This is a genomic window from Rossellomorea aquimaris (assembly GCF_001877785.1).
Classification (GTDB): domain Bacteria; phylum Bacillota; class Bacilli; order Bacillales; family Bacillaceae_B; genus Rossellomorea; species Rossellomorea aquimaris_A.
In genome coordinates this window covers 41,263-64,801 of sequence record NZ_MINN01000033.1, presented here as the reverse complement: position 1 = coordinate 64,801, position 23,539 = coordinate 41,263, and the positions used below count along the sequence as shown (strand labels likewise).

Annotated in this window: 20 protein-coding genes; 18 read left to right on the top strand and 2 right to left on the bottom strand. The window is 49.5% G+C overall.

Features of this window, described 5'->3' with window-relative positions; genetic code table 11:
* Nucleotides 1-363 precede the first annotated feature (363 nt).
* Both BHE18_RS01465 and BHE18_RS01460 read left to right on the top strand, forming a co-directional pair.
* On the top strand, nt 364-759 hold the full coding sequence (locus tag BHE18_RS01465) for a VOC family protein (protein ID WP_071616971.1): 396 nt from the start codon (nt 364-366) through the stop codon (nt 757-759).
* A gap of 145 nt (nt 760-904) precedes the next feature.
* A complete protein-coding gene (locus tag BHE18_RS01460; RefSeq protein WP_071616982.1) occupies nt 905-1,519 on the top strand; it encodes a LysE family translocator in 615 nt (204 codons plus the stop codon).
* Between the two features lie 160 nt (nt 1,520-1,679).
* Here BHE18_RS01460 and BHE18_RS01455 read toward each other — a convergent pair whose 3' ends face one another.
* Complete coding sequence (locus BHE18_RS01455) at nt 1,680-1,868, bottom strand: hypothetical protein (RefSeq protein WP_071616970.1); 189 nt, start codon at nt 1,866-1,868, stop codon at nt 1,680-1,682.
* 153 nt (nt 1,869-2,021) lie between these two features.
* Between BHE18_RS01455 and BHE18_RS01450 the strand changes: the two genes are divergently transcribed.
* From BHE18_RS01450 to BHE18_RS01405, 10 genes are all read left to right on the top strand, one after another.
* Nucleotides 2,022-3,269 carry a M24 family metallopeptidase gene (locus BHE18_RS01450; RefSeq protein ID WP_071616969.1) on the top strand — a complete coding sequence of 416 codons (1,248 nt, stop codon included), beginning with the start codon at nt 2,022-2,024 and terminating at the stop codon, nt 3,267-3,269.
* A 207-nt stretch (nt 3,270-3,476) separates the two neighbouring features.
* Nucleotides 3,477-4,406 (top strand): cation diffusion facilitator family transporter, encoded by a 930-nt coding sequence (locus tag BHE18_RS01445; protein WP_071616968.1) that lies wholly within the window; start codon nt 3,477-3,479, stop codon nt 4,404-4,406.
* 128 nt (nt 4,407-4,534) lie between these two features.
* Complete coding sequence (locus BHE18_RS01440) at nt 4,535-4,903, top strand: YkvA family protein (RefSeq protein ID WP_071616967.1); 369 nt, start codon at nt 4,535-4,537, stop codon at nt 4,901-4,903.
* A 154-nt stretch (nt 4,904-5,057) separates the two neighbouring features.
* Nucleotides 5,058-5,483 carry a DMT family transporter gene (locus tag BHE18_RS01435; RefSeq protein WP_071616966.1) on the top strand — a complete coding sequence of 142 codons (426 nt, stop codon included), beginning with the start codon at nt 5,058-5,060 and terminating at the stop codon, nt 5,481-5,483.
* Between the two features lie 18 nt (nt 5,484-5,501).
* Entirely contained in the window at nt 5,502-6,197 is a 696-nt protein-coding gene (locus BHE18_RS01430) for a Crp/Fnr family transcriptional regulator (protein WP_032085719.1), read from the top strand.
* A 12-nt stretch (nt 6,198-6,209) separates the two neighbouring features.
* Nucleotides 6,210-6,692 carry a DMT family transporter gene (locus BHE18_RS01425; protein WP_032085720.1) on the top strand — a complete coding sequence of 161 codons (483 nt, stop codon included), beginning with the start codon at nt 6,210-6,212 and terminating at the stop codon, nt 6,690-6,692.
* A 149-nt stretch (nt 6,693-6,841) separates the two neighbouring features.
* Nucleotides 6,842-7,168 carry a DnaD domain protein gene (locus BHE18_RS01420; protein ID WP_032085721.1) on the top strand — a complete coding sequence of 109 codons (327 nt, stop codon included), beginning with the start codon at nt 6,842-6,844 and terminating at the stop codon, nt 7,166-7,168.
* A 181-nt stretch (nt 7,169-7,349) separates the two neighbouring features.
* Nucleotides 7,350-7,829 carry a DUF2975 domain-containing protein gene (locus tag BHE18_RS01415; RefSeq protein WP_032085722.1) on the top strand — a complete coding sequence of 160 codons (480 nt, stop codon included), beginning with the start codon at nt 7,350-7,352 and terminating at the stop codon, nt 7,827-7,829.
* Between the two features lie 10 nt (nt 7,830-7,839).
* On the top strand, nt 7,840-8,061 hold the full coding sequence (locus tag BHE18_RS01410; protein WP_071616965.1) for a helix-turn-helix domain-containing protein: 222 nt from the start codon (nt 7,840-7,842) through the stop codon (nt 8,059-8,061).
* 46 nt (nt 8,062-8,107) lie between these two features.
* Nucleotides 8,108-8,929 (top strand): DUF817 domain-containing protein, encoded by an 822-nt coding sequence (locus BHE18_RS01405; protein WP_083573571.1) that lies wholly within the window; start codon nt 8,108-8,110, stop codon nt 8,927-8,929.
* 827 nt (nt 8,930-9,756) lie between these two features.
* Here BHE18_RS01405 and BHE18_RS01400 read toward each other — a convergent pair.
* Nucleotides 9,757-10,518: a DUF3891 family protein gene (locus BHE18_RS01400; RefSeq protein WP_032085724.1), complete on the bottom strand. Its 762-nt coding sequence runs from the start codon at nt 10,516-10,518 to the stop codon at nt 9,757-9,759.
* A 166-nt stretch (nt 10,519-10,684) separates the two neighbouring features.
* Between BHE18_RS01400 and BHE18_RS01395 the strand changes: the two genes are divergently transcribed.
* The 6 genes from BHE18_RS01395 to BHE18_RS01370 all read left to right on the top strand — a co-directional run bounded on the left by BHE18_RS01395 (nt 10,685) and on the right by BHE18_RS01370 (nt 23,517).
* Nucleotides 10,685-10,909 carry a hypothetical protein gene (locus BHE18_RS01395; RefSeq protein ID WP_071616964.1) on the top strand — a complete coding sequence of 75 codons (225 nt, stop codon included), beginning with the start codon at nt 10,685-10,687 and terminating at the stop codon, nt 10,907-10,909.
* A gap of 15 nt (nt 10,910-10,924) precedes the next feature.
* Nucleotides 10,925-11,581, top strand: a complete 657-nt coding sequence (locus BHE18_RS01390) for a hypothetical protein (RefSeq protein WP_032085726.1) — start codon at nt 10,925-10,927, stop codon at nt 11,579-11,581.
* A 787-nt stretch (nt 11,582-12,368) separates the two neighbouring features.
* On the top strand, nt 12,369-19,955 hold the full coding sequence (locus tag BHE18_RS22805; RefSeq protein WP_171910632.1) for a carboxypeptidase regulatory-like domain-containing protein: 7,587 nt from the start codon (nt 12,369-12,371) through the stop codon (nt 19,953-19,955).
* Between the two features lie 675 nt (nt 19,956-20,630).
* Nucleotides 20,631-21,314: a hypothetical protein gene (locus BHE18_RS01380; RefSeq protein WP_071616962.1), complete on the top strand. Its 684-nt coding sequence runs from the start codon at nt 20,631-20,633 to the stop codon at nt 21,312-21,314.
* A gap of 175 nt (nt 21,315-21,489) precedes the next feature.
* Nucleotides 21,490-22,536 carry a lactonase family protein gene (locus BHE18_RS01375; protein WP_071616961.1) on the top strand — a complete coding sequence of 349 codons (1,047 nt, stop codon included), beginning with the start codon at nt 21,490-21,492 and terminating at the stop codon, nt 22,534-22,536.
* Between the two features lie 141 nt (nt 22,537-22,677).
* Nucleotides 22,678-23,517: an MBL fold metallo-hydrolase gene (locus tag BHE18_RS01370; protein ID WP_071616960.1), complete on the top strand. Its 840-nt coding sequence runs from the start codon at nt 22,678-22,680 to the stop codon at nt 23,515-23,517.
* Nucleotides 23,518-23,539: the final 22 nt, after the last annotated feature.

The following is a 23,539-nucleotide window of genomic DNA, read 5'->3' as shown; positions in this document are numbered from 1 at the left end:
GTTCGGCGGCTGAATATCTAAAGCAGCAGTAAAGATATCCCGCCAACTAGCAGAGTACAGTAACAGTCAATAGCGCGATTTTCGTGAAGCGGTTTGATTTATGAAAGATCCTGAAAAACATGGTCAACACCTCACTCAGTCTATTTTACAGCTACTATAGATACGTTTGATGGGGGTGAAAAGATTCAGGATTATGAAAAGTGGGTCTCTATCTGCAGATATACAAAAAGGTTGTCAGGGGGGATTCCATTCTAGGAAAGCTTCCAATCTACCATTGTACTGCCTGTACATAATCGTTTACTATAAAGAGGCAAACTAGAATTTATCAGAATCATAAAATTATTTATTTACGGAGGGGAAACAATGGGACGAATGGTGCATTTTGAAATTCATGTTGAAGATGTGGAAAAGGGGAAGGAATTTTACGGAGAGGTCTTCGGCTGGAAGTTCGAGGACTGGAGTGAATATGCTGGTATGCCATATTTCGGGGCGGTTACGGGTGATGAGAGTGTGCCCGGTATTAATGGTGCGATCATGAAGCGCCAGGGACCGCGTCCGGAGGCGAACCAGCCGATGAACGGATTTGCCTGTACGATGGGGATCGGCGATTACGATTCAACAGAGAAGAAAATCCTCCAACTTGGCGGAAAAGTGGCTGTGCCGAAGCATGCTCTTCCCGGCATGGCCTGGCAGGGTTATTACACTGATCCGGAAGGGAATATTTTCGGGGTCCATCAGCCGGATGAGAATGCGAAATAAGTAAATGATGAGAAGCACCTCTTCTTTCGTGCGTGACATGCACCGGGGGAGGTGTTTTTTGATTGAATTTTTAAAAAATTTATATCGCCAACGTTCCGCCCGTGTTAAAATGAATGTACTTTTTTATCAGGGGGTATGGGATGTCATGAATGATTTTCTTACGTTTCTCTTGCTTTCATTGTTCGTAGTGATGAGTCCGGGGATCGATACGGCCCTGCTGACGAAACGGACGATTTCCGACGGAAAGGGCGATGGCTTCAAGATGGCCCTCGGGATCGCGTCTGGATGCCTGGTTCATACGGTTGCGGCTGCGTTCGGATTATCCGCCATCCTGATGAAGTCGGCGGCTGCCTTTGAAGTCGTCAAGTATGTCGGGGCCGTTTATCTGATCTATCTTGGTGTGAGTTCTTTTGTGAAGAAGAAAGAGACAGCTGCAGAAATGGAAGACACGATGCCTGCGGTGAAACGGTCGGCGTTCAAGCAGGGGCTGTTTACCAATGTATTCAATCCGAAAGTGGCCGTCTTCTTCCTGACATTCCTGCCCCAGTTTGTAACCGGACAATCCCAGGCAGCGGGGCAGCTTGTGCTGATGGGAGTGGTCTACAGCCTGCTTTCGATCGGATGGTTCTTTGTCTACGTCTTCTTCATCAACTACTTGCGCAGCTGGCTCATGACACCGAGTGTACAGAGCTGGATGGAAAGAGTGACAGGTATCGTCCTGATGGGCTTCGGATTGAAACTGGCTTTTGAAAAAAGATGATCACCCGAAAGAACATCAGGTGCGGATTCCGATGTTCTTTTATTTTTTGTTATTCAAAATAGTAAAAATCAAAAACGATATTAATAGTAAGAAGACGACACCCACCCCAAGGAGCAGATCTATGATCATGTCCATTATCATACCTCCATTTCAGGAAGCGCTACTTTCCATCATACATTTCTTCTTTCATTTCAACCATTTTCGAGAAAAACAGGGTCAAAAAGGCAGCCAGTACTACAATACCTATGCAGACTGACAGCGGAAAATCCCACTTGATGTAGGCAGCGGACGAGGCCCCTGAAATCGTGATCCATTCCAGAGCTATAAATGGTATGATGAACTTTTTCATTTGGATTCCTCCATATGTCTTTGTTCGAGATAAAGGTTTATTTTCTTCCATACGATTAGACAGATGGGATCCTGGGGAAGTTTTCTTTTAAAAGGAAATGACCGAACTTTGTCGAAGGATAATAGAAAGAGAGATACGTGGAGGAGATGGACCATGAAGAATGTATCGCTGTCTTTGATTATGCCGCTGAAGAAGAGGGAGGAAGTCCGGAACCGCTGGCTGTTCCACCGCTTGAACACGCTCCTGCCGGCTTTGATGAAGAAGCATGAGCTTGATATGTGGATTGTGACGGGACGGGAGTATCATGAAGATCCGGTGCTGAAGACGCTGTATCCTGCTGCGATCGACAGCTCGAGGAGACTGACTATATTGGTCTTTTGGCTGGATGATACCGGCCAGTTGAGGCGAGGCGCGATCCACCCGAATCCGAGCTTTGAGCCATTTTATGAAAGAATCTGGAACAGGGCGGAAGGGGACCAGTGGGAATGTCTGAGGAACACAGTGGGGAATTGCGAACCGGAAAGAATCGGATTGAATGTGTCGCACTCCTTCGCTGCCGGGGACGGACTGAGTCATAGCCACCATGAGCATCTGCAGATGGTTTTGAGTGACTACAGTGACCGGTTTGTCAGTGCGCAGCCTCTCATAGTCGACTGGCTGTCGATGAGGAGCGGTAAAGAAATGATGGCGTATCCTGCGATTGCTGAACTGGCGAGGGGGATTGCAGAAGAGGCATTGTCTTCAAAGGTCATCCACCCGGGGATCACGACGACGGAGGATGTAGTGGACTGGATCCGCCAGCGGGTGCTGGATCTCGGGCTGGAGACTTCTTTTTACCCGACTGTCGACTTGCAGAGGATGGGCTCCGAGATGGACCGGATCGAGGGGGAGATCATCCGGCATGGGGATATCGTCCATTTGGATTTCGGGATCCTTTACCTGGGACTGGCCACCGATACGCAGCAGCTTGCCTATGTGCTGAAACCGGGGGAAACGGAGGCACCGGAAGGGCTTCAGTCTGCGTTCTTTACGGCCCTTAGGATGGAAGACATCCTGAGCTTTCACATGAAGGAAGGTAAAACGGGGAATGAAGTATTTCGTTCGGCGATGGCGGCTGCGAATAAGGAACAGATCGACGGGATGATCTATTGTCATCCGGTCGGTCCGCACTGCCACGAGGCGGGTGCGCTGATCGGACTCTATGATCAGCAGGGGGATGTACCGGTAAAGGGTGACCTGCCGCTGACCGCGAATACATGCTATGCAATGGAATTCAATATCCGCCAGTTCGTGCCTGAATGGGGGCAGGAGGTGCCGATCTATCTGGAGGAGCCGGTCGCGCTCGTGGACGGGAAGGTAGAATATATGGCGAAAAGGCAGATGGGATTTTATTTGATATAGGGTCAGGATGCAAGTTTGAAGGCCCGTCCCTCGTTGCAGTGATGCGTTACTGCAGCGAGGGACGGGCCTTTTTCTGTATTGTTTGACAATAGGCTGGTTTGATTTTATAATATGTATATATGATTACATGTTCATATATATAATATATGAATGTCGATAATATACGGTTTACAAGTGGGAACAGTATGAAGGACAGGAGGAAATGGAATGGGACACGATCATGGACATGACCATACGCATGGAACGAATAAGAAGGCATTATGGATCAGTTTTATCATCATTACCGGCTACATGGTTGTTGAAGCCGTCGGAGGCTTTCTGACTAACAGCCTTGCGCTATTGTCCGATGCGGGGCATATGCTGAGCGATTCGGTGTCGCTGGGAATCGGGCTGCTTGCCTTTACACTTGGTGAAAAAGCGGCTGATTACAGCAAGACATACGGGTATAAACGGTTTGAGATCCTAGCCGCCGTTTTTAACGGGGTGACGCTTGTTCTCATTTCGATTTATGTCTTTTATGAGGCGTATCACCGCTTTATGGAACCGCCGGAGGTCGCTTCGACCGGGATGCTGATCATTGCTGTCATCGGGCTGGTCGTTAACATCGTCGTTGCCTGGATGCTCATGCGCGGCGATACGGAAGAGAATCTGAATTTAAGGGCGGCATTCCTTCACGTACTGGGTGATCTGCTCGGGTCAGTCGGAGCGATCATTGCTGCACTGCTGATCATGTTCTTTGACTGGGGCTGGGCCGATCCGCTTGCGAGCGTGATTGTGGCCGTACTCGTGTTGATCAGCGGCTGGAGGGTCACGAAGGATGCGGTCCACGTATTGATGGAAGGAACACCTAAGAATGTGGATCTTGATGAGGTCATCAAGACGGTAGAAAGCGTGGAAGGGGTCGAAGGCATCCATGACCTTCACGTCTGGAGCATTACGAGCGGCCAGAACGCCCTTTCCTGTCATGCGGTTGTCGACGGCAGATTGACAATCGGACAATGCCAGCGGCTTCTGCGGACGATTGAACATGAACTTGTGCATAAGGGGATCGGTCATGTGACCATCCAGATGGAAAGTGAGGATCACCCTCATGAGGATTCGCTGATGTGCGGGGGAACCCGCGAACATCAACATTAAAGACAGTTCCCTGTCTCCGATGGAGGTTCTTTGATGCCCCTCCAAATGCTATAAAATTTGTCTAATCACGGCAAAGCTTCTACAATAGGAAGCAGCAGATGTGTTTTCATATTGGAGGTGGAAGGGAAATGAACGATACGGAGAAACACTTTTCAGAAGAGAAGTTTTGGGGAAAGTTAAAAAAGTTTGGATTGAAAGCAGGTCACTCGGTCGTTTATACCGCGCTTCTTCTTTATTTTGTGCTGCAGAAGCCGGATGTGCCGAAGAAGGCGAAGATGGTGATCATCGGTGCCCTCGGCTATTTTATCCTTCCGACGGATTTGATCCCGGACATGGCGGTCGGTGTCGGGTTTACGGATGACCTCGGTGCGCTCGGCGTCGCTTTGCTGCAGGTCGCGATGTATATCGATGACGACGTGAAAGCAAAAGCGAAGGCCAAATTGACGGACTGGTTCGGTGAGAATGTGGATACATCAGAAGTGGATAAAAAAATATAAACGCTTGAAGGCCCGTCCCTCACTGCGGTGATGCTTTACCGCAGCGAGGGACGGGCCTTTTACTATGAAGCAGGAATGGGTATGCTTAGGACATATGTCCTTTTGTGAAATGTGATTCTCCTATTTAATATAGTTCAGAATAGGAGGATGTAAGATGAGAGGTGCACTTTTTGCGCTGCTTGGGGGTCTGTGCATCACCATGCAGGGCATTTTCAATGCAAGGATGAGCGACGCGATCGGCGGGTGGCATACGACGTCCATCGTCCATCTCGCTGCCTTTACGATCGCCATGCTGATTTATATAAAAGTAAGAGATGGAAAAGGGAAAAGTTTCAGGCAGGTGCCGTTCCTTTATCTGATCGGCGGTTCGTTCGGCGTCGTCGTTGTGTTTTCCGAACTGACGGCGATTCATATGATCGGTCCGGCACCCGCCATAGCCATCCTTCTTGTGGCACAGATCGGGACGGCCTTCGTCATCGAATCGCGGGGCTGGTTCGGGGAACGGAAAGTACCAGTGACGCGGAGGCAGGGAATCGGACTTATCATGATGCTTGCCGGGGTGGTCCTTTTCCAATTGTAAAAGAAGGAGACCGGGAAAGTGAAAGAAGTTCAGAACGTACAAATCGATGATTATATAAAAGGAACGGAACTCGGGGAATTGTTTCCTGCAGGGTTCAGGAAGCATCTGCGCGTCTACTCTTTTGAAAAAGGGGACGTCCTGTTTTCGACAGGGGATCAGCTTGACGAGCTTTATTTCCTGATGAAAGGGAAAATCAAGATCTTCACCCACACACCGGAAGGGAAGCTTCTCATCAACCGGTTCAAGCGTCCCCCGGCATTGATCGGGGATGTGGAATATTCCCGGGGAAGCGCGGTCATCAACTCGGTCGAAGCCGTGACGGACGGGGAGTTCCTCGCCCTCCCTTTCAAGGATTTGGCACGGCTCGAAGGAGAGCACCCTGCTGTCATCCGGTTCCTCTTCGACACGATGGCGCATAAGTTTTACACGGAAATGCACGCAACGAGCATGCATATGCTGTATCCGGTCGAAGTTCGGCTAGCGAGCTATCTCTTGTCGATTTCCGAAGTCGGGGAGGGAACCGTATTTCACGGAGAGATGAAGACAGCCAATCTGACGGAGCTGGCCGAATGGATCGGGACCAGCTACCGTCATCTGAACCGGGTGTTAAAGAAAATGTCTGCGGACGATATCATCGGGCGTGAGAATGGCTCGATTAAAATAAAAGACTTGAAAAAACTCAGTATGCTGGCAAAAGGAAACATCTATGAGTAAGGAGGTGCTGAAATGTTTGGTGCAGGTTTAGCGGTGATCGCAGGCATCTTGATCAGCCTGCAGAATGTATTCAATGCACGGGTCAGTGAAAAAACGGGACCGTGGGCAACGACGACACTCGTGCTCGGACTCGGCCTTGTCTGTTCTCTGCCCGTTTTTTACGGAGTGGAGCAGCGGAGCCTGTTTGAGTTCGGGGATGTGAATCCCATTTATTTATTCAGCGGGGTGTTCGGTGTCGGGATCGTCTTCTTCCTGATGAGGGGCGTCACCCTGATCGGCCCTGCGTATGCGATTTCGATCGCACTCATCTCGCAGATTGTGATTGCATTCGTCATCAATACAGGCGGATGGTTCGGTTTCGAGGCAAGTTCCCTTTCCTGGCAGAAGCTCACAGGGATCGCCCTTTTGATCGGCGGCGTGCTCTTGTATAAATTGGAGAAACCGAAGGAAAATAAACGTGAGGCTGCGGTTGAAAAGGAAAGATTGAGGGCTTGATGAGGGATGCCATCCACCTGCTTCAATGCAGCAGAAATCAAGGGTAAATGGATGGTATATTAAGTTTTTATAAAAGAAGCATATTTGACCTTGTAAGTACCTTCTTTTACCATTATAATTGGAACAAGCTTTGGAAAGGAGGTTTTCAAATGAATTTGAAAAATTTAAGCGAAGAAGAAAAGAATTTGATCTACAGCGCGGACCCTTTCCAAATGACGCAAACCATTTTAAACAGTAATCTTCGGGGTCTTGAAAAGATCTCGATCGAATCGATAAAAAGCATGAACCTGCTTCCGGTGGAGGTGGTGAATGTCCTTCTTGTTTATTTTTACAGTGAATATGCTGGACAGGTGTATAACAGGAATGACTTGAAGAGGCTGTATCATCTCTGGGCTTCGGCCGGGATCAGGACGTATGAGGATGCCTTGGAGATGACGGAGAGGGATATTCACTCTGAATTGGGCTATCGCCCTTAAAAGGGTTCCGCAAAATTGAATCAATTATTGATTAAGCATTTCCGCAGAGGGAGATGCTTTTTTGTTTTATAGAAATTATACCTGAAAACTAATTGGATTAAAGTAATCAATAATTATTTATTGTAAATCAATAAAAAATATGTTAGATTCAATATGAGATAAATGAGTGAGGTGTTTTTTTATGAAACGGGAAACGCTGTTTTTGAAGGTCGTTTTATTCTTTATGGGACTCCCGGTACTTGCCTTGTGCCTGTTTGTACTGCCGGAGATCGCCGGATTTTTCGCAGAACTGAATCCTACGCTGGATTATTTACAATATCCCTTTTTGATCGGGTTGTATATCACCGCGGTTGTGTTTTTCGCGGCGTTGTACCAGACGTTCAAGCTTCTCGGATATATCGACAGGGATGAAGCATTTTCGGATTTATCGGTAGGGTCGTTGAAGGTGATCAGAAACTGCGCGGTCACGATCGGCGCCTTTTATTCGCTGTTCATGCCGCTCATCTATTTGATGGCGGAGAAGGATGACGCGCCGGGCATCATCCTGATCGGTCTGGTCATCGTCTTCGGATGCATGGTCATTGCGGTATTTGCGGCCGTCCTGAAGAAGCTGCTGAAGAATGCCATTGAAATAAAATCAGAAAATGATTTAACGGTCTGAGGTGAATGACATGGCGATTATTATCAATATAGACGTAATGCTTGCGAAACGGAAAATGAGCGTGACCGAACTCTCGGAACGGGTCGGGATCACGATGGCGAATCTGTCGATCTTAAAAAACGGCAAGGCAAAAGCGGTCCGGTTATCGACATTGGAAGCGATCTGCAAGGCACTGGACTGCCAGCCGGGGGATCTCTTGGAATACAGGGAAGATGGGGGAACGGAGGAGTAAGCTTACGGCTGCTCCTCCATTTAAAAAAACAAGGAGGCAAAAAATCATGAGAGCATTCAAACAACTCGTCCGGTTTGGCTGGGAGCAGGCGCTGTCCTGTTTGTTTCCTATCGTCATTTTTGCGTCGCTTGCACTGACGCAGGTGATTCCGCTGCCATTCCTGCCGCGGTATGACTGGCTTCTGATCATCTGCCTCGTGATGCAGTGGGGGATGCTGCGGTCGGGGCTTGAGACACGTGATGAACTGATGGTCATCACGCTGTTTCACCTGATCGGCCTTGCACTTGAACTGTTCAAGGTACATATGGGGTCGTGGGCCTATCCTGAGGACGGGTATTCCAAGATTTTCGGGGTGCCATTGTATAGCGGATTCATGTATGCAAGCGTGGCAAGCTATCTCTGCCAGGCGTGGAGGCGGCTGAAGGTGGAGCTTGTGAAGTGGCCGCCGTTCTGGACGGTTGTGGCCCTTGCCGCGGCGATTTACTTGAACTTTTTCACCCACCACTTCTGGATGGATATGCGCTGGTGGCTGTCTGCCCTGGTCATCATCGTGTTTTGGAAGTCATGGGTCCTGTATCAGGTCGGCGGCAGGCGGTACAGGATGCCGATTGCGCTGTCGTTCGTACTCATCGGATTTTTCATCTGGGTCGCCGAGAACATCGCCACGTTCTTCGGGGCTTGGGAATACCCGAATCAGGCCAATGCCTGGAGTCTTGTCCATCTTGGGAAGGTGAGCTCGTGGCTGCTTTTGGTGATTGTGAGTTTTCTGATTGTGGCTTCGTTGAAACGGGTCAAGGGGGGAGAGCGCGTTACTGGGGATATCGTCAGGCTTGTCGGGAGTGGAGACGGGGGTTCTGCGGTAAAGTAGGTGCTTGGTTTATATACTGATTAAAGCGTATAGGCTGATTTGATAATATATTTCTGTTTTTGATAATATAATTGGATTTTTGATAATAAACTGTCTAGTTTTGATAATATGTATGTCGTAAAGCGTGGATTCAAGCCCTATGTGGAGGCGAAATACATTAAAGATGCCGGATTTACGGTGGATGAGTCCTTTTTACTGAATATTCATCGCATTTTCAGCTCAAAAGGACAAATACAGAAGGCGTGTGGCGTTCGGGGGTGAGAAGCCCTTCATGAAATCCGCCGGTATCCTGAAAAAAGCTCTCCTGATTTTGATTAACGGGTTCGGTTTTTGAAGTGCAAATTTGAATTAGCAGTGTTTTTCGCACGGTAATTTCCATAGCAGACATGTTAGCAGTGAAATTAGCAAGTGTAAAAGCTCGGAGCATTATGCTTCGAGCTTTTTTATCATCATTCTTTACCCTTAACCTTATGTTGAACAAGGAGAGTCGGTTCCCTGGTGTTTGAAAATTAGCGGAAGAATTCCGGTTAAATCGATAAATGCCGCTATTTCACGAATAATAGCCGGAGTTTTTCCGCTTATAGTAAGATATCCGTTAAATAGTGTTCCATATTGAGCAGTTAAGCGGAATTTTTCCCCTAATTTCAGCGTTTTAACCCTCCTCCAGCTGCCTTAGACGGAATTTCTCCGCTTATAAATCTACCGCCAAAATGGGATCATCTAAGCACTATGCTTCATTGCTAATTTACGGGTGAATCAAGTTTTTGTACTCGAAAACCGAACCCGTTAGATTTTAATAGGAGAGCTTTTTCATTTAAGGGAAGCATTTATTTGAGTATACGAAAGGACTTTTCCTTCATTTCGGCCGTTTCGTAGGCAGCGGCGATTCCTTTTTCTTGGATGGCTGTTTTTGAGACGTTCTTAAACTTTAATGTGACCGAAAAATCGGTTTTGAAGGGGAATGTCCCGACACGGATTTCTTTGTCGTTTAGCCACTCCCCGTCTAGGCGCCCTCCTCCCTCATTGAACAATTCCGTATTTTTGAATCCATCTTTGAACCATGGGTGCTCTTCTTTTTTGGTGACGCCGGGTTCATTCAGACACATATACAATGACAGGTCATCTGAGAATTGAAGCAGCAGAAAATGCTGGTGAAGCAGATCTTCATCGAGCCTTGGGAAGAGCTTCTTCAGCCTCCCCTGACGTTTGCTTTCCTCGTTCATGAAGGCGATGCAGTCAGGCTTTTTCGATATTGTAAAAAAAGAGTGGAAATGCATGCTGCAAAGAAGGGCGGCATAGGGGCTCACCTTCTCGATTTCGTCAAGGCCGATACTGTAGAAGGCCATTTTGGGCAGTAACGGATAGTCTGAAAAAGTATAAGGGATATCGTCCCCGTCGTTCCAGATCGGTGTGTCATCGAGTCCGATCCAGCTGCGGTCGTGCTGATACGCGGCATACGTCATTTCTTCAAAATGCTGGTCTGATTTCAGGAGACTTGTGTTGAAATTCTTTACGATTTCACCGGACAGGAAGGCATGGTCATGTTGTTTGATCATGATGAAGGAGTCTTGGGTTTGGCGGATGATCATAGGTTGGCCGTGCTCCTTTCTGCGGGAGTTTTGATACTATGATTATATCAAATGGGGGTTGGTTTGAAAGATTGGATTCAACGATTCATAAATGATGAAAGCGAATAGGAAAATTATGCTAAACTAATGGCAGGCGTTAAATTATCCGTACGAAAGGATTAATAAAATGAGAGCTCTCAAGGAAAAATTCATTTACTTTATTTTTGTGATATTCATTTTTATTGTTCTGTGGAAGATGACGGCTTCGCTAAGGGATGCTTTCATACCCTGGAATTATAAAACGGATCTGATCGGCCTGTTTGTGGTGATTCCTCTGCTGGCGGCCGCTGCCTTTATTATAGCGGGTGTCATGTTTAAAGTAATCAAGAATTCAAGAAAAATAGAGAAATAGAGAGGAGAGGGGAAGATGGTGAAAAATAAGTTCGCCCTGATGGTTTCTTTCGTGCTGCTGGCGATTCCGATGATTTTATTTTTTCCGTTTCCGGATAATGAGGAATATATGACGCGGTCGGAGTTCATGGGGCTGCCGATTGAGACGTGGAATGGTTATGTGCCGCTCGGGGTCGCGGGGGCTGTTTTGTTTATCGCTGCGATGATTTTGTTGGTCATCGGACTGAAGAAGTATCGGGTCCGGGGAGTGTTGATTGTCTCTTTCAGTTTTGTACTCCTGCCCTATGTCCTTATTTGGCTGTATCAGGAAACATTTGCACAGGGCATTTATGCCGTTTCGTATGACGGCGAAGGATCATGTGTGTTCGAACGGGCGGCTGAAGAGGAAATGCTGAACGGGGAATGCAAGCTGAATTTACATAATCACAGTGGTGAAGAGACGACGGTGGAGGTGGAGTTCATCGATACCTACATTCCGGGAGAGGAAGCCAGGATGGAGTCCTTGATGAATGTGAATGGTCCTTATGTCATTACGCTTGGGGCGAATGAGAAGAGGAGCATAAAGCTTGAAGAGCTCCTTGATGTATCACGTTTACCTAAAACGATTGACGGCGGGTCTTTTTCGAATGTTCAGGTTAGGTTGAAGGATGGGGAGGAGAGCAGGATTTTATAGACACGGCCGGCTGGTTTGGTGGCTCGGGTACATAAACTAAATCCACCTCTGGTTGTTTTTTGATTTCATATGGTGTTGCTTATAAACCAAGCATTGATCCTGGCTTGGTTTTTTGTTCTGGCTGTTTTCTAAAAGTTTGTTTTTTTTCGTACATAGGACAGTAGTTGGGATGAAGCTTGTCAACGCACTCTTTTCGAACTCAAGCTTAAACAAAGACAGACGTACAACCCTAAAATACCCAATTTCCGGTATTTTCTTGCATGTAAAGCAACAAAGTATGCGAAAAGAGCTTTTGTTTTAAATCATGCTATTTGAAAAATCATTTGGGTAATCACTGGTTTTGGATGAGAAATCGTATATTTTGTCTTCTTCACCGGCTGAATCAGATTTTATTGTTAAGGAGGCAGGGGGATTTATGGGTGAATATTATCAAATCCGGTCACTAATTCTTCAAAAGTTCATTATATTTTCAAAAATCCCAATATATTATCAAAACGGTTTAGAAATCTGTTCCTGGGTGCTGGAGCTAGATATATCCCACTGCGTTATGCAACTCAGTCAATGATTTGGGCCTGACCCGCTGACCGTGCCCTGTAACATTCGTGAAAGGAATGGGGAAGGTGCCAGTATGCCTGTGCGGGTCACTGTACCTGTCCCCTCCGATCCGCCTCACCTCTTTTCACCTGAGTTTCTCTATTTTATTTAGTCACATGGCCGGGGCAAGTTTGTCCTCTTTTTAATAGAATACTATAACTAAAAAAATTCATTTAAAAGGAGGAGGATGATTGTGCCATTTCCCAGTAATGGTCAATTTACCCCTATACTTCTAGGAGGGGCACCGCTATTCGATGTAACAGGAGATGAAAGTCCTGCGTCTACGGATATTGTAGGCAATTCGACGTTTCCGGCAGCGTACGTAGCATATGATGGAGAAAATGTGTATTTCAGGATCAGGTTGAATGCCGATCCGCGTAACAATGCATTGACGAGCTTCAGGAATTTCGCGTGGGGGGTGCTCATCAATACGACTGGTACGGCAGGGACATATGACTGGCTTTTCAACGTGGACGGTCTGAATAACCGGGTCAGTCTGATACGGAATACTGTGAAACTCGTAAACTCTTGGAATGATCCTGCCGAGGGGACGGGAGGCGGTAATCCCAACTATGCACAGCCGATCACAAATTTCGACTTTGCGAGGGTGACACCAGCCGATTCAAACTTCGGCGGTAATCCGGATTTTTTCATTGATTGGTTCCTGCCGGCGAGTGTTGTATTTTCTTTCCTTGGGATCGATTCATCATCTCAAATCAGGATTGTCGATTTTACTTCAGCAAATGCAAATAACTATAACAAAGATTCTCTCAGGGTTGAGGAAGGATTTTCGTTTTCAGGTGCAATCAGTGATCCAGTGACGCCTGATCAGGCGGATGTCAGGGCAAGGCTTAGAGCGGTGAAGACCTTGAATACAGGACCTTCTTCCGTCTTGATCGGCCAGCAAGCAACATGGACGGGGACAATCACGGTCCAGAACACCGGTCTTTCCTCGGCGACAACCATCATTGCAGAAAATATCATTGGACTGGATACCGTCAATTCGTTTACGGTGAATTCGGTTTCACAGGGGTTGATATCGTATCAGCCATCGAGCAAAACCCTTACCTGGAACATCGGGAATCTCGCTCCTGGGGCGACGGCTGTCCTGACGTTTACGGAATCGGGGGCCTTCACTTCTTCAGGATCCCGTACGCTCGACCGGGTCCAGGCTTCTGGATTTGACAGTTTCAGCGGAAATGCAATCAATTCAAACTCTGCCCCGGTGAATGTCACTGCCCAGCAGGCAGCCGCAATCGACGGGACCATTTCGGATGCAGCGTCCGGCCATGTACTTCCGGGAACGACGGTCAACTTGCTGCAGGGTATGACTTTGATAGCGTCAATCGTTACGAATGGAACGGGATATTATTCCTTTACAAACCTTGTGCCGGGAAATTACACGGTACAGCCGGTGAGGACAAATTATGTGACGGGTACCGCAAATTTGACGGCCGTCTCCGGTACGACCCAGACAGCGAACATTGCGCTAGTTCCTCAGCCCAGTTCGATTTCAGGAAATATTTCGAGCGGCGGTGCCATTGCAGGCGCGATCGTGAGCCTCACCAACAACATTGGGGTAATCATCGATACGACAGTAACAGATGGTGCAGGAAATTACAGTTTTCCTTCCGTGGCCCCGGGTGCCTACAACGTCGGTGTCGCCGCCGCGGGGTATCAGTCTCAGGTCAAAACAGTCATAACGGAGCCGAATCAGGCTGCCGTCGTCAACTTTGGTTTGATTGCAAATCCGGGTTCAATTTCAGGCACGATCCGGAATGCACTCAATTCCGCGGCTATTGCTGGAGCGGATGTTGAACTTCTGAATTCTTCTGGGGTTGTTTTGGCCCTGACAACGTCAAACGGAAGCGGGCAGTACTCGTTTGGAGGACTTGCGCCGGGCAGCTATCAAGTCAGGGCAAGTGCAGTGAACTTCGGAACTGCGATTGCCTCCTCGACCGTTACGGCAGGGAGTCCGACCACGACGGATGTCTTCCTGCAGCCAGACGCCGGTTCTCTTCAGGGAACAGTCCGCGATGCCGGAACTCTGACTGCCATATCAGGCGCCACCGTCCAGGTGGTCAACAGCCAGAACGTTCTTGTTGCCACAACGTTGACCAACGGGAGCGGACAGTATTCGGTTATCGGACTGGTTCCGGGATCCTATTCGGTGGTTTTCCTGGCTGACGGCTTTTCCAGTCAGGCAGTGGGTGCCGTCATTACCTCGAACACGCCGACGACGGTCAATGCAGATCTTTCAAGGCTTGCCGGTACGTTGACGGGTGTTGTCCAAAACTCCGGAGCAGCAGGAATTGCCGGTGCACTGGCCACTGTTTTCCAAAATAATATCCAGATCGCCGCGGTGAACACAGATGAAAACGGGACATATACCATTTCAGGACTCGCGCCGGGAACCTACACGGTCGTTTTCTCAGCAGAAAACTATCAGTCAGCGACGGTGGGCGCGATGATCGAGAATGGTCAGACCACCACGCTGAATGTGACGCTCGCCGGATCACCGGGAAGGTTGAACGGAACGGTTCTGGATGAAGCAAGTAATCCAATTTCGGGAGCGACTGTGAACGTCCAAATCAGCACCGGGACAGGAATCATCATTGCAACTGTCGTTACCCAGAACGACGGAACTTATGCAGTAGAAGGGCTTGCCCCCGGGTCGTATTCGGTTGTTGCTTCGGCTGTAAACTATCAAACGGCGGCCAAGGGGGCCGTCATAAACTCAAACAGTACTACGACAGTTAATTTTATCCTTGCCGCCGATCCAGGTTCTATTACCGGGAAAGTTACGAATGCACAATCAGGTGACCCGATTTCCGGGGCTAATGTCCAGGTCAGTATCCTCGATTCAAGCGGGGTCGTCGTTGCTTCCATATTAACGGATAGTCAAGGAGATTATGCAGTTAACGGCCTGGCGCCTGGAGGATATACTGTCCAGGTATCTGCACCAGATTTCCAAACGAACAGTACAACGGTACAGGTCCAATCCAATCAAACATCTACAGCCAATGTAGAATTGGTGCCGAATCCAGGTGCCATCACAGGTTCGGTCGTAAACAGTGTTGGAGGGGCCCCGATCCCTGGGGCAGTCGTCAATATCGTCAACAGCAGCGGCATCCTGATTTCCACGGCCCTGACCAATCAGGACGGAATATTCATGGCAGAAGGCCTCGCACCTGATACCTATACGGTCCTTGCCTTTGCTGATAACTTCCAGAACGGTTCCATCGGAGCTGTAGTTGTTTCTGGATTGACGACTCCGGTTTCGGTCGGTCTTGTTTCGAACCCGGGGGCCATAACGGGAACGGTCTCCCCAGTCGTGCAAAATACGATCATCCAGCTCCGGGATGCCAATAATATCCTGATCAATGCAGTACCGGCAAACAGCGACGGGACTTTCCAGTTCCTTAACCTGGCGCCGGGAGTCTTTGTCGTTACAGCGACTGCACCTGGTTATGCAGCCAGCCAGGCAGGGGCGACGGTATCGGCTGGCCAGACTTCCAATGTCAGCTTGACAATGCTTCCGAATCCAGCTTCTGTTTCAGGGACGATTTTTGATCCCGGCGGAGATCCAGTCGGAAATGCCGTAATTGATATCCTTGATCTGAATGGAGTGGCCGTCGGAACAGGCGAGACCGATGCCGATGGGCACTATACGGTCGGCAATCTTCCGCCGGGAACGTATAATGTGGTCGCAAATGCACCGGACTTCGGGCAGGCAGTCGTCGGTGTTACGCTGCAGCCGGGCGAGGGGAAAACAGGGGTCAACCTTACGCTGAGCCCGGACCCCGGTGCCTTGAACGGACAGATCACGAATCGCTTGACAACCGAAATCATTCCTGGTGCAACTGTTGTTGTGACGGACAGTGTGACCCAGCTTCCTGTAGCATCGACCACGACCACCCTGTTCGGGAACTATACGATTACAGGACTCGCGCCGGGATCGTATATCATCACGGCAAGCAAGGCTGATTTCACGACGGAACAGATCGGTGCACTCGTCACCAGCAACCGCTCGACCACTGCCGACCTGTCCCTCGTCGCGGATCCGGGTACGGTCTTAGGATCTGTTCTTGATACTAACGGTAACCCGATTACAGGAAACGATATCCGCATATCAATATACAATGAAAATAATATCCTTGTTGCAAGTCTGCTCGCGAATTCAGACGGCACCTATACCGTTCCATCGCTCGCCCCGGGAACGTACTTTATCACCGCCACTGCCCCGGGATATGCCGTATCCACCGTTTCAGCCGTCGTCAATTCGAATCAGACGACCAATGTGACAAACCGGCTTGCGTCCAATCCGGTCACACTGACGGTTTCGGTGGTCATCCAGGGGACTTCGACGCCAATTGCAGGGGCAAATGTCACTGTACGCCACTCCAATAACCTTCCTGTTGCCTCGGGGTTGACAGATGACTCAGGTCTCATCACATTCACGAACCTGCCGGCAGGGACGCTGACAGCAGCGGCAGACGCCGTCTCGTTTGGAACTGACACGGCGACCGTGATCGGAGTACCGGGTGATGTTTTATCAGCTGAGCTGAGGCTTGTTCAGAATCCGGGACAGATTTCGGGGTATATCACGAATTTAACAACAGGAGCCTCAATTCCGAATGCCGTGATACAATTATATAATTTCGCAAATGTCCTAGTCGAGACGACACTCTCTAACCAGTTCGGTGAATACGCGTTCTCTGGTGTCTCTCCAGGAGGATACACCGTTGTGGCGAATGCAGCCGATTTCGGTCCAGAGACGGCTGGAGCCAATGTTGCATCTGGGCAAACGAGCTTATTGAGCTTTGCGCTGTCACCGAATCCGGGAATCATTGAAGGCTATGTCCGAAATGCGGTGAACAATGTGCCGGTTCCGAATGCTACAGTGACGGTACGTGATCTATCTGGCACAGGCCCTGTTATCTATACTACCGTGACGGATGGAAATGGTTTCTTCCGGACTACTGCCCTGTCCCCGAGGGTTTACGTACTCGTGGCAGGCCGGTCCGACTTCGGAAGCAATGCAATTTCAGCAGAAGTAATCAGTGGACAGACCACCGACGTAACGATCTTTTTGACACCGAATCCAGGAAGTCTGAAGGGGACAGTCCGGGATGCTGCGACGAACGAGCTCCTTCCTGATACACTGATCCGCGTGATCGACAGTACGGGTGTGGTGATCCGGAACGTCCAGACGGACATAAACGGCGAGTATGTCATTGCGGGGCTTGCCCCGGGTAATTACACAGTGACCGCCGTCAATCCGGATTACCAAGCTGAATTATCCGCAGTGACAATTGAATCCAATACCGCAGCCACACTGAACTTCCGCCTTGCAGGAAATCCTGCTGTCTTGAGCGGGGTCGTCACGGATGCGATTACGGGTGCACCTCTTACGGGGGCCGTCATCGAAGTGGTATTCAGCGGGACGGATACACTCGTCAGGAGGGTGCTGACCGATGAGAACGGATTTTATCTTATCGAAGGGATGCAAGCAGGAACGTTCGATGTAAAGGCCACACTGCAGAATTATGCAATCAATGTGAACACCGTATTTTTATCGCCTAACGAAAGTGAAGTATTGAATATCGCACTCATCCCGTTCCCAGCAGCCATCGAGGGGACAGTGAGGAATGCGGTCAATAATGCACCGATTCAGGGAGCGCTCGTTTCGGTACTGTTGCCGAACAGTGATGTGGTGATTGCAAGCATCATCACTGGATCGGACGGGACGTACCGGTTGGAAAACCTGCCTGCTGGATCATATACCGCCGTCATCACCGCTTCGGGATTCGCGAATGAAGTGATCCCGGTCATACTCACCCCGAATGAGACCGAAATGGTGAATGCGTTCCTTGATCCAAACCCGGCAGGAATCAGGGGGACAGTCACCAATGCCAACACATCCGCCCCAATACCGGGTGCCCTGATCCGCGTTTTTGATCTCGACGGGGTGCTCATCACCAGCACGTTGACAGAAGCTGACGGGGCCTACCGCCTTTCCGGGCTTGCTGAAGGAACCTACACGGTCATCACCAGTGCAACAAGCTTTGGGGACAAAATTGATCTTGTAACCCTATTCAGCGGTGAAACCGAAATCCTCAATGTGGCTCTTAGTCCAGCCGCTTCGACGCTTAGGGGAGGGGTAAGGGTCGCAGGAACAAATGAGCCGATTCCGGGTGCACTTGTCCAGGTTTTCCGGATCGGAACTGAGATCCCGGTTGCTTCCGTCCTGACAGACGGAAACGGCGGGTATGTGATAACGGGTCTCGAATCGAGGGAATACAGGGTGGTGTTCTCGGCAGACGGCTTTGCGAGCGATGTCTACCGGATCTTACTCCGAAACGGTGAGGACCGGACGCTCAACGGATTCCTCGGTACGAATCCGGCCGTAGTCAGGGGCCGGGTGACAGATGCGGTGACAGGCGAACCGATCCTCGGCGCAGCCGTGGTGACGGTCGTGTCAGGAAGCGGCATCATCATTGCTTTGACTCTGACCGATCAATCTGGGAATTATATCCTGAACAGCATGCCCGCAGGAGAATACCAGATCATCTTCTCTGCAGAAGGATATGTGACCAATACAGTTGAGGTCACGTTGAGCGCAGGAGAAATCCGCACCCTGAACCAAGCCCTGCAGCCGAACCCGGCGACGTTCAGGGGGACGGTTAGGGATGCCGGAACCCTTCTGCCGATTGAAGAAGCGCTGATCCAGGTATTCCTTCCGGACGGCACTTTCCTCGGATCCACATTGACTGATCGAAATGGAAACTATGTCATCACGGGTCTCCCGGGCGGGGAAGTGGTCGTGAACGCGCGCGCCGCAGGACGGCAGGCGCAAGCAAGAAGCGTGTTCCTCGTCCGCGGGGAAACCGCCATCGTCAATTTTCTCCTGGAAGACAATCCTGCATCAGTCTCAGGATTCATCACGGATGCATTAACCGGCCAGCCGATCCCGCAAGTGCTGGTGAGGGTTTATCCGATTGGATCACAGGTGCCGATCCGTTCGACATTGAGTGATGTGAACGGATTTTATATCCTGACCGGGCTGCCGGCGGGAAGCTTTATCATTAGGTTCTCGTCACCAGGGTACCCTGATCGGGAAATAGAAATCACCCTCTCTGCAGGGGAAAACCTGAGACTGGATGTCACACTTGGAGAAATACCGCCTCCGTCCACTCTCAGAACTGAATGCATCTCGGCCGTAAAGGTATATGACTGGGTAATCGCAACTGTTCGCAGAGAGGAAGACGTACCGTTATCAGCAGATTGCATGTTGTTTGCGGAAGCAGTATTTGAAAGAGGGGGAGCGGTCATCCCTGAATGTTCATTGTCAGCATCAGATGCAGAATGCCGCCTCTTTTCATTCAAAAATGGCCGGCCGGGGACTGTCGTAATCGAAGGTACGGCGAGACCGGTCATCACTCTGAATGCGGGAGGCGAAGAGGAAGGGGCATGCAGCTTCACCGTCCCGGTATATTGGCAAAAAGAAATCGCGGTCTGCCTGCCGGAAGGAATGGACTCCGGAAACATTAACTGCTCCGTAGTCGATGTCAAGTGCATGGCCGGCAGGGGGGCGGTCACCTCCCGGAGTGTCGGACTTCAACTGCTTGTCTGCCTCGAAGTGGAAATCATCGACGACGTCATCATAGAAGTCCTGACGCAGCCGTGCATGCCGCGGAGAGTAGTGAGGACCGAACTTTCTGATGATACCCGGTGTATATGGGAATCTATGCTGGACTGTAAGAGGGAAGAAATATAATAATGATTTGTTTTGATGAGTCCAATTATTGATTGGGCTCGTTTTTTTTATGAATTAAGTTTAGAACTTGCACATCGCAGACTCCGCTGGGTTGAAGACCATGGGATCTTGTCATTTGATCCGGGTGGGGATTGAAAGCGGTGTTTTTTGCCGAAGGGAGAAATTAAATTGTCAACGGACACAATCATTGAATATAAGGGTGCAATAATGCAGATTTTTAGTAAAGGGAAAGTCTACAGTTAGAAGCACAAATCTCAAAGGAACGCCAAATCATAGGGCTTCTGCGTCAATTTACAGGGAATCGGGAACAACCGGGCGTCAGCTGACGATGAATATGATATTATTTTGATAGAGTAAACGAGTTTTTAATAAAAAAAGGCTGTTTTCTAATAGATTGTTGCTTTCCGTAAGTAGGCTTGTAACCTGAATGCAGCTAGTAGACGGGCAGTTTTCGAACTCAAGTTTAAACTAGAGACAGACTGACAACAAGAAAATAACCAAGTTCGGGTATTTTCATGTCTGAGTAGCACCAAAGTATGCGAAAAGAGCCTTAAAAGAAGACAAGTTAAAGGGTTTGTTAAATGGTTTGACAAAATTATTTAGAGATTCCCTTTAATGCCTGGCTGTCTCCGGCTAATCAAGGGAAACAGAAAATCAGATAAAGGAGGACTCAACATGAAAACAGCAATCGGATTCAGCGGCGGGAAGGATTCCACGCTTGCACTCTATAAAATACAGCAGGATCCCGCATATGAAGTGGATTCACTGTTCGTCACCATGACGGAAGGATTCGACCGGGTGTCGATCCACGGCGTCCGGCACGAACTGCTGAAACATCAGGCGGATTCGCTCGGGATTGCGCTCAGGGAAGTGTGGATCCCGGAAGGATGCACGAATGTGGTGTATCAGGAACGGATGCAGCAGGCGGTCTCGGAAATGCAGGCCGACGGGATCACCCATATCGTATTCGGTGATATCCATCTGGCGGATGTACGCGCATACCGGGAAAAGATGATGGAAGGGACGGGCATCACGCCTATCTTCCCGCTATGGGGACGACCTGTCGGGGAGATTTCCCTTGATTTCATCGACCTCGGCTTTCAAACCGTCATCACATGCGTCGACATGGATCAGATCGACCGCTCCTTCGCCGGAAGGGTCTATGATGAGTCCTTGATAAAAGATTATCCGGTCGCGAGCAGAGATATCTGCGGCGAAAACGGCGAATTCCACTCCTTCGTATTTAACGGACCGAACTTCAAATCTCCAATAAAATATGAGCTGGGTAAAGAGAGGATCACCCCGGACCCCGGCACAGAACGCGACCGCTTCCTATTCGTGGACATCATTCCAAAGTAGGCGGGCCGGGGGGACAGGTACCGCGACCCGGCTGCCATTCAAGCGGTAAGCATAAAAAAGCGAGTCACCCGGGAAAATCAGGCGGTCCCATTATCATACCGCCTGATTTTTTTGTTATAGTAAGGAAAGAGTGAATGCGTCAATTTTTAAAAAGCGCACAAGGAGTGTTTATACAATGACAAAAATGATTGGATACGTTGGTACATATACGAAACAGGAAAGTAAAGGCGTGTATCAGTTCACGCTGGATACGGATAAAAGAGAAATCACGGATGTGAAGCTTGCTGCTGAGGTGGACAACCCCACTTATGTGACGGTGAGCGGAGACAGGAACAATCTTTATGCTGTATCCAAAGAGGGCGAAAACGGCGGTGTCACGGCGTTTGCGATTGAATCTGAAACGGGGTCGTTAGAGAAATTGAACAGCGACAGCACACCTGGCGCGAATCCATGCCACGTCAGCGTCGATCATGAGAGCCGTACCGTTGTGGCTGCGAACTATCATACGAAGATGATTGAATCCTGGCTGACGAATGAAGATGGCTCCCTGAAAGAGCTTGTTTCAAGCATCGAACATGAGGGATCCGGCCCGCATGAAAGACAGGAGAAGCCCCATATGCATTATGCAGGTTTCACTCCTGACGGGAAGTACGTCATCGGAATCGACCTCGGGAGCGACCGCATTTACACTTATGCCGTCAATCAAGGTGAGCTAAGGGAGGCTGCCGTATTCGAAACGAAGCCGGGGAGCGGCCCGAGGCATATTGCGTTCCATCCGAACGGGAAATTTGCTTATGTGATGACCGAGCTAAGCTCTGAGGTGCTTGTGCTGCACTATGATGAACGTGACGGCAGCTTTTCTGAGCAGCAGTATATCCCGACGATTCCTGAAGATTTCAATGAAACGAATGACGGAAGTGGGATCCATGTATCCCCTGACGGTCACTATGTGTACGCCGGCAACCGCGGACATAACACAGTGGCGGTCTTCAAGGCCGACCAGGATTCCGGCCAACTGACATTTGTGGACTGGACTTCGACGGAAGGAAACTGGCCCCGAGATTTTGTGATGGACCCGACAGGCGGATTCCTCGTCGCGACCAATCAGAAATCGAACACGATGGCGCTGTTTGCGAGAAACGAAGAAACCGGCAAGCTGGAGCTTCTTCAATCAGGTGTCCAAGTACCAGAGCCTGTATGCGTGAAATTCCTGGATGCATAAAAATGAATCTGCCCGGCCCGGTCCATGTACCGCGGCCGGGCTTTTTTTGAAAAAAAGCACATAATCACAGGGGAGAATGTGGATACATAAAGAGACAGGCAGGCACTTCTTCAGAACAAAAAAGTGAAGGGGGCTATCTCTTTGAAGCCATTGGATAATGATTTTTCCCAAACGCATCTTCCTTTTTTTAGCGTGAAAAGCGGTGAGGGAAGGGAAGTATGCAGGGATGTCTATTATTGGACGAATCAGATTGTGAATGTGTGTTTTTACGGTGGATCGGGGTCCCGTGACTGGGTGTTGATTGACTGCGGGATGCCTCATTCGAAGGAAAAGATCATGGAGGCGGCAGAAGCGCGTTTCGGACACGGTGGGAAGCCGAAAGCGATCCTGTTGACGCATGGGCATTTTGATCACGTCGGAGCGCTCCAGCCTCTATTGGAGGAATGGGACGTGCCGGTGTATGCGCACCAGTTCGAAATCCCCTATCTGAATGGGGAGAAGGATTATCCTAAGGGAGATCCGACGGCTGACGGCGGGCTGGTCAGTGAGTTGTCCCCATTTTATCCCCATCACGGGATCGATGTATCGGAATCGGTCCGGATGCTCCCTGAAAACGGGGATGTCCCGTTTATGCCGGGATGGAAATGGATCCATACTCCTGGCCACACACCGGGTCATGTTTCTTTTTACCGGGAAGGGGACGGCGTGCTGATTGCCGGCGATGCATTTGTGACGGTGAAACAGGAATCGCTGTACCGGGTGATGGTCCAGAAGAAGGAAATCAGCGGTCCGCCGCGTTATTTTACGAGTGATTGGGAGGCTGCGGAAGCTTCTGTAGGAAAATTGGCAGCTCTGCATCCGAAGACGGCTGTGACGGGACATGGCGAGATGTTGAAAGGCGGGGAACTGGAGCGTTCGCTGCAGACGCTGGTTGACCGGTTTGATGACTGGGCGCTGCCGCCGAACCGGAGATCTCATTGAGAATAATCGCTTCCCCTCTGGG